Source organism: Hymenobacter agri (assembly GCF_054778495.1).
On the sequence record NZ_BAAGZM010000247.1, the window covers coordinates 1 to 5945 of the forward strand.

At 64.9% G+C, this 5945-nt stretch carries 5 protein-coding genes and 2 pseudogenes; 4 read left to right on the forward strand and 3 right to left on the reverse strand.

What is annotated here, in order from left to right; genetic code table 11:
• Both ACYVDE_RS12835 and ACYVDE_RS12840 read right to left on the reverse strand, forming a co-directional pair.
• Window positions 1–313, reverse strand: a pseudogene (locus tag ACYVDE_RS12835) (ABC transporter permease); the annotation flags it as partial.
• 151 nt (window positions 314–464) lie between these two features.
• Window positions 465–1151 carry an ABC transporter ATP-binding protein gene (locus ACYVDE_RS12840; RefSeq protein ID WP_460501941.1) on the reverse strand — a complete coding sequence of 229 codons (687 nt, stop codon included), beginning with the start codon at window positions 1149–1151 and terminating at the stop codon, window positions 465–467.
• Between the two features lie 288 nt (window positions 1152–1439).
• Between ACYVDE_RS12840 and ACYVDE_RS12845 the strand changes: the two genes are divergently transcribed.
• A complete protein-coding gene (locus ACYVDE_RS12845) occupies window positions 1440–2129 on the forward strand; it encodes an arylesterase (protein ID WP_460501942.1) in 690 nt (229 codons plus the stop codon).
• A gap of 94 nt (window positions 2130–2223) precedes the next feature.
• On the opposite strand, the gene ACYVDE_RS12850 is transcribed toward ACYVDE_RS12845, so the two are convergent.
• Window positions 2224–2454 carry a hypothetical protein gene (locus ACYVDE_RS12850; RefSeq protein WP_460501943.1) on the reverse strand — a complete coding sequence of 77 codons (231 nt, stop codon included), beginning with the start codon at window positions 2452–2454 and terminating at the stop codon, window positions 2224–2226.
• Between the two features lie 132 nt (window positions 2455–2586).
• Between ACYVDE_RS12850 and murI the strand changes: the two genes are divergently transcribed.
• The 3 genes and pseudogenes from murI to ACYVDE_RS12865 all read left to right on the forward strand — a co-directional run.
• Window positions 2587–3441, forward strand: a complete 855-nt coding sequence (gene murI, locus ACYVDE_RS12855) for a glutamate racemase (protein ID WP_460501944.1) — start codon at window positions 2587–2589, stop codon at window positions 3439–3441.
• Between the two features lie 222 nt (window positions 3442–3663).
• Window positions 3664–4119, forward strand: coding sequence for a ubiquinol-cytochrome c reductase iron-sulfur subunit (locus tag ACYVDE_RS12860; RefSeq protein ID WP_460501945.1), 456 nt, complete (start codon window positions 3664–3666; stop codon window positions 4117–4119).
• 205 nt (window positions 4120–4324) lie between these two features.
• Window positions 4325–5945: pseudogene (locus ACYVDE_RS12865) on the forward strand (hypothetical protein); the annotation flags it as partial.

Genomic DNA, 5945 nt, shown 5'->3' on the forward strand with positions numbered 1-5945 from the left:
ATCGTTCGCGGGCCCGCACCTGCGCCAGCCGCACGCCCCGGCCGGGCCGGAACTGCACCAGCGAGGCAAAGGCCATTTCCTGCTGCCGGGCCGTGCCAAGCTTGTTCAGGGTCGGTTCCAGCGCGGTATCGAAGGGGTGATTAGCGGTGAGCACCAAGTCGGCCCCGAGCAGCTCGCGGGCCTGCTCGGCCACGCTGCGCGCCAGGTTATCGCCGAAGGAATTGATGCCCACCAGCGCCGCAATGCCCAGTACAATGCTGGCCATGAACAGCAGCAGCCGCGCCCGGCTGCGGCGGCTGTCGCGCCAGGCCATGCGGAAAAGCCAGGAAGTATTTGTCATTATATATGCTGTTTCTATATCAAGAGCCGTCATGCTGAGCGCAGTCGAAGCATCTCTACCGCAGCACTAATTATTTAGCATTGCGGTAGCGATGCTTCGACTGCGCTCAGCATGACCGTTCAATTTATTTGACTGACGCCTGCACTTCCTCCACCACCCGGCCGCCGCGCAGCCGCAGCGTGCGCTGGGTTTTGGCGGCCAGTTCCAGGTCGTGCGTCACTAGCACCAGCGTGGTGCCGGCTTCTTTATTTAAATCAAACAGCAGGTTCACCACCCGCTCGCTGGTGTCGGGGTCGAGGTTGCCGGTGGGCTCATCGGCGAAGAGCACCGCCGGGCGGTTAGCGAAGGCACGGGCCAGGACCACGCGCTGCTGCTCGCCACCCGAGAGCTGGGCCGGGTAATGGTTGGCGCGGGCAGCCAGGCCCACCCGGTCGAGCAATTCGAGGGCGGTTTTCTCGGCGCCACGCTGGCCACGCAGCTCCAGCGGCACCAGCACGTTTTCGAGGGCCGTGAGGGTGGGCAGCAGCTGGAAATTCTGGAAGATGAAGCCCACGTGCTCGTTGCGCACGGCGGCGCGCTCGTCTTCGCTCAGGTTATCAAGCTGAATGCCATTGACCCACACGCTGCCCTTGGTGGCGCGGTCGAGGCCGGCGCACAGGCCCAGCAGTGTGGTTTTGCCCGAGCCCGACGGCCCCACGATGGCAAACGTGTCGCCGGCCTTGAGGTCGAAGCTGACTTCGTGCAGCACCGTGAGCGGCTGGCCGGCGCTGGGATAGGTTTTGGTGAGGTTTTCGACGCGGAGGATGGACATGCGGGTTGGACAGGGGGGGAGCGGGTAAGCGGGCGGGCGGCAGCGGTGAAGGATTTTCTGTCATCCTGAGCGCAGCGAAGGACCTTCTCACGTCAGCGCCGATTGATTTTACTGCAAACCGTTCAGGCGTGAGAAGGTCCTTCGCTGCGCTCAGGATGACAGAGGCGTACTTTCGGCACTGTTCCCATCCGCCGAAACAACCGCGCCGCCGCCCATTCGTTACCATCCAAGACGCAGAAACGGCCGGCATGTTTTCCGGTTATTCGTTTTCTGCACCAAACGTCCCTCATGAAACGCTTCCTGCTGCCCCTCGCCGCCCTGCTTGGCTTGGCTCTCACCGCCTGCAACTCCGGCGCTCCGGCCGAAAAAACTGCTACTACTGCCCCGGCCGCTACTGCCGCCACGCCGCCCGCCACCGCCAAAAAGCGCCTGCTGTTCTTCGGCAACAGCCTCACCGCCGGGCTGGGCGTGGAGCCCGAACAGGCTTTCGCGGGCCTCATCGGCCAGAAAATAGACTCTCTTAAGCTGCCCTACGAAGTAATAAACGCCGGCCTGAGCGGCGAAACCACCGCCGGCGGCCGCAGCCGCGTGGGCTGGATTCTGCGCCAGCCCGTCGATATTTTCGTGCTGGAGCTGGGAGCCAACGACGGCCTGCGCGGCCTGCCCCTGAGCGCCACCCGCCAAAACCTGCAGGGCATTATTGACACGGTGCGCCGCCGCAGCCCGGACGCGCAGATTGTGCTGGCCGGCATGCAGATTCCGCCCAACATGGGCCAGGCCTACGCCACCGACTTTAAGGCCGTATTCCAGGAAATCGCGGCCAAAAACCACCTCGTCCTCATTCCTTTCCTGCTCAAAGGCGTGGGCGGCCACCCCGACCTGAACCAGGCCGACGGCATTCACCCCACCGCCGCCGGGCACCGCATCGTGGCCCGCACCGTGTGGGCCTCGCTGGCGCCGCTGCTGGTGGTGAGCTAGTGAAATGGTGAGGTGGTGAATTCGATGTTCTATTCGCGCAAACAGCGCAGTAAGAACATCGAGCTCACCACCTCACCATTTCACACCGCACCAACTATATCACCCGCACGGCGTCGAGGTTCACTTCGTCGCGCAGCAGCTCGAGGTTGCGGTAGCTGCGGGGGCGGCCGGCGTCGGTGCTCAGGTCGGGCAGGGCGGCGCGGGCGGCATCGAGGGTGAGTTGGGTGAGCTTGCGCTCGCCCAGGTAAATGGCCATGGGCCGGCCCAGGCGGGCATCGTGGGCGGCCAGGGCCTGGTCGATTTCGGCGAGAATAGGGCTGCTCATCGGGGCAGGGTGGTGGTGAGAGGCCGGAAATATAATGAGCAGTGAACAGTTTTCAGTGAACAGTGGATAGTTAGCAACGCGTACTGTTCATTGAAAACTGTTCACTGCCAACTCGGCTACCTTTGCGCCCCTATGACGACTCCCGCCGCCCCCGCCGCCGCCGAAACGGCCGCCGCCCTTGCCGCCCGGCCCATTGGCCTGTTCGACTCCGGTATTGGCGGGCTCACCGTAGCCCGGGCGGTGGCCCGGCGCCTGCCCCACGAGCGCCTCGTGTATTTCGGCGACACGGCCCACCTGCCCTACGGCGACAAAAGCGCCGCCGCCATTCAGGCCTATTCCGTGAAGATTTGCGACCTGCTGCTGCGCCAGCGCTGCAAGCTGATTATCATTGCTTGCAACTCGGCCTCGGCCGCCGCCTACGAGCTGGTGCGCGAGTACGTGGGCAGTAAGGCACGGGTGTTGAGCGTGATTGACCCCATTGTGGCGCATCTGGGCCGCGCCTACGCCGGCCGGCGCGTGGGCCTCATCGGCACGAAGCAGACCGTCAATTCCAACGTGTACAAAAAGAAGGTTGACGACCTCGATGCGGGTGTGGACCTGCACTCGCTGGCCACCCCGCTGCTGGTGCCCATGATTGAGGAAGGCTTCTTCAAAAACTCGATTTCCGACGACATCATTGCCGCCTACCTGGGCCAAGCCGAGCTGGCAGACATTGAAGCCCTGGTGCTAGCCTGCACCCACTACCCGCTCATCAAGGCGCAGATTGCGCGCTACTACGCCGGCCGCGTCGATGTGCTCGACGCTTCCGACGTGGTGGCCGCCGCCGCCGAGGACTACCTGGCTGCCCACGGCCTGCTGGCGCCGGCCACCGCCGTGCCGCCGGCCCACCATTTCTACGTGTCCGATTTCACCCGTTCGTTCGAGGAAAGCACGCGCATATTCTTCGAGCAGGAGGTGCATCTGGAGCACTACCCCCTGTGGGAATAGCCGAGAGCGGTCAGGGCTGATTAAACGGTGGCCGGCCGCGGCTGTCTGGTGGTGGGGCCCGGCACCTCGCCCGGCGGCGATGGCCGAAGCGGGCAGGCCATTGGCAGACGTGGCCGCCGCACTGGTCGGGCCAGCGGCCGGGCGCCGCATTTTTTGCGAAAATTCACCGTTATCACCGCGTCATTGCCCGTTATTTACGCATCATCTCATTTAGTCAGCATTATGGCCACTTCCTCTGAAATGAACCGCAAAGAATTTCTGCAGCTCTTCGGCTTTGGGGCCACGGCGCTGTTTGCTACGGCCTGCCTGGGCGGCTGCGGCAGCAAAGCCAACGACCCCTCGACCGGGGTGGCCGGGGCCTCCGGCGTCGATTTCACCGTCGACCTGACGGCCAGCAGCAGCGCCCCGCTCAACAACGCGGCCGTGGGCTACATCTACAACTCGACGCGCGACGTGATAGTGGCCAAAACTGCCGCCGGCGGCTACGTGGCCCTGCAGGCGCCCTGCCCGCACGAAGGCACCAGCGTGTACTTCGCCCAAGGCCAGAACCGTTTCATCTGTCCCAATCACAGCGCGATTTTCGACGTGGGCGGGACCGTGCTGAGCGGGCCGTCGCCGCGGGCCCTTAAACAGTATACCGTGGTGCAAACCGGTAGCACGCTGCGCGTTACTGGCTAATTCGATTTAGCCTAAGTGCCTGCGGGCCGGCCTCGAAAGGGCCGGCCCGCTTCGTTTTTTCAAAACACTACGGCCGCATTGCCGTAACTCCCCACGCCCGGGGCGCAGGTACCTTTGGCGGCGCCAGGGGCTGGCGTTTGTTGGGAGTGAATGGGCGCCCGGGTTGTTACTTATTTCCATTTTCATTTGTCGTCAACGACTTGCTATGAATCACTTTTTCGCATCTTGGGGCCAGCGGCTGCTGGCTTTGCTGTTGCTGCTGCCCCTGCTCGGGCACGCCCAGAACCTTACCCAATCGGGCTTCACTGCCGTGCTGGTGCCGCAGTACGCCAGCAGCGGCACCGCCACCCGCCTGCCCGTGATGTACCGGGCCACGGTGAGCGGCCTCACGGCCAATACCCTGTACCGCTACTACACGCAGGCGGCCATCAGCACCGACCTGAATAGTGCGGTGTCTGGGGCCGGCAACCCCTTGCTCATTACGCCGGGAAGCACGCCGGCCGCCACCACCTACGCTTACACCAGCTCGGCCAGCCTGAGCGTGGCCGGGGGCTACGCCACCTTCACCACCAACACTTCCGGCTCCTACACCGGCTGGTTTGGCTACGTGAACACGGGTAATGCGCGCTTCACGGCCGGCAACACGCTGTATATGACCATTACGCTGGCCACCGATGCCACGCCGGGCACCGTAGAGAAGCGTTTGGCCCTCGACCAGACCCTGACGGTGCTGGCCCTGGGCACCGGCACCACGGCCACCGACGCCACCGGCCTGCGGGGCAGCTCGTCGGCCACGCCCAAAAACCTGGTGGCCGTGTATGACAACCAGGCCGGCACCGGCCGCCCCCTGGGCCTGACGGTGGTGGAAGCCGTTGCGCCCACCGGCTCGGCCCTCACGGGCACGCCCGCCTACTACACCACCAACGCCGGCGACTGGAATACCCAGATTCCGAATGTGCTGACCTCCGGCGTACGCCGCTTGGAGCAGCGCTCGGTGGTGGATGGCTCCGTGGTGGGCTGCGCTGCTGATGCCGACGGCCTGTGGCCCAGCGGCGCCAATACCGTGAACCCCACCGGCGGCACCACGGCCGTATCCCTCACCACCACCGACGCCCCGCTGAACACCAGCACCTGCGGCAACGCCAGCACCACGGCCATTACCGTGACGCCGGGCACCTTAGTGGCCTTCACCACCACCGTGGGTGCCCCCTCGGCCAGCCAAACGCTGACGGTGAGTGGCAGCGGCCTTACGGCCGGTGTGGTGGCAACGGCCCCGGCCGGCTACGAGATATCGCTGAATCCCACGAGCGGTTTCGGCACATCGGTGACCGTGACGCAGACGGGAGGTACTGCCGCTGCCACGCCCGTGTACGTGCGCCTGACGGGAACCACGGCCGGGTCGTTTGCCGGTAACGTGACCTTTGCCAGTGCTGGCGTTACCACCGTGAACGTGGCCGTGACCGGCACCGTAGCAGCAGTAGTAACGCCGCCGCCCACCATCACCAGCTTCACGCCCACCGCGGGCGGGGCCGGCACTACCGTAACCGTGACGGGTACCAACCTAACCGGCGCGGCTACGGTGCGCGTGGGCTCGGTCACCATCACCAATTTCACGGTTGTGAATGCCACCACCCTCACGTTTGTAGTGCCCGCGGGCACCGTGAGCGGCCTGATTTCGGTGACCACGCCGGGCGGTACTACCAGCAGCATCACCGCCTTCAACCCGACCACGGCCACGCTGGCGGCCAATGCTTTGCCGGGCCTGCTGGTGTTTCCCAACCCCGCCACCGACCGCCTCACGCTGACGCTGCCCAGCGCGGCCCCGG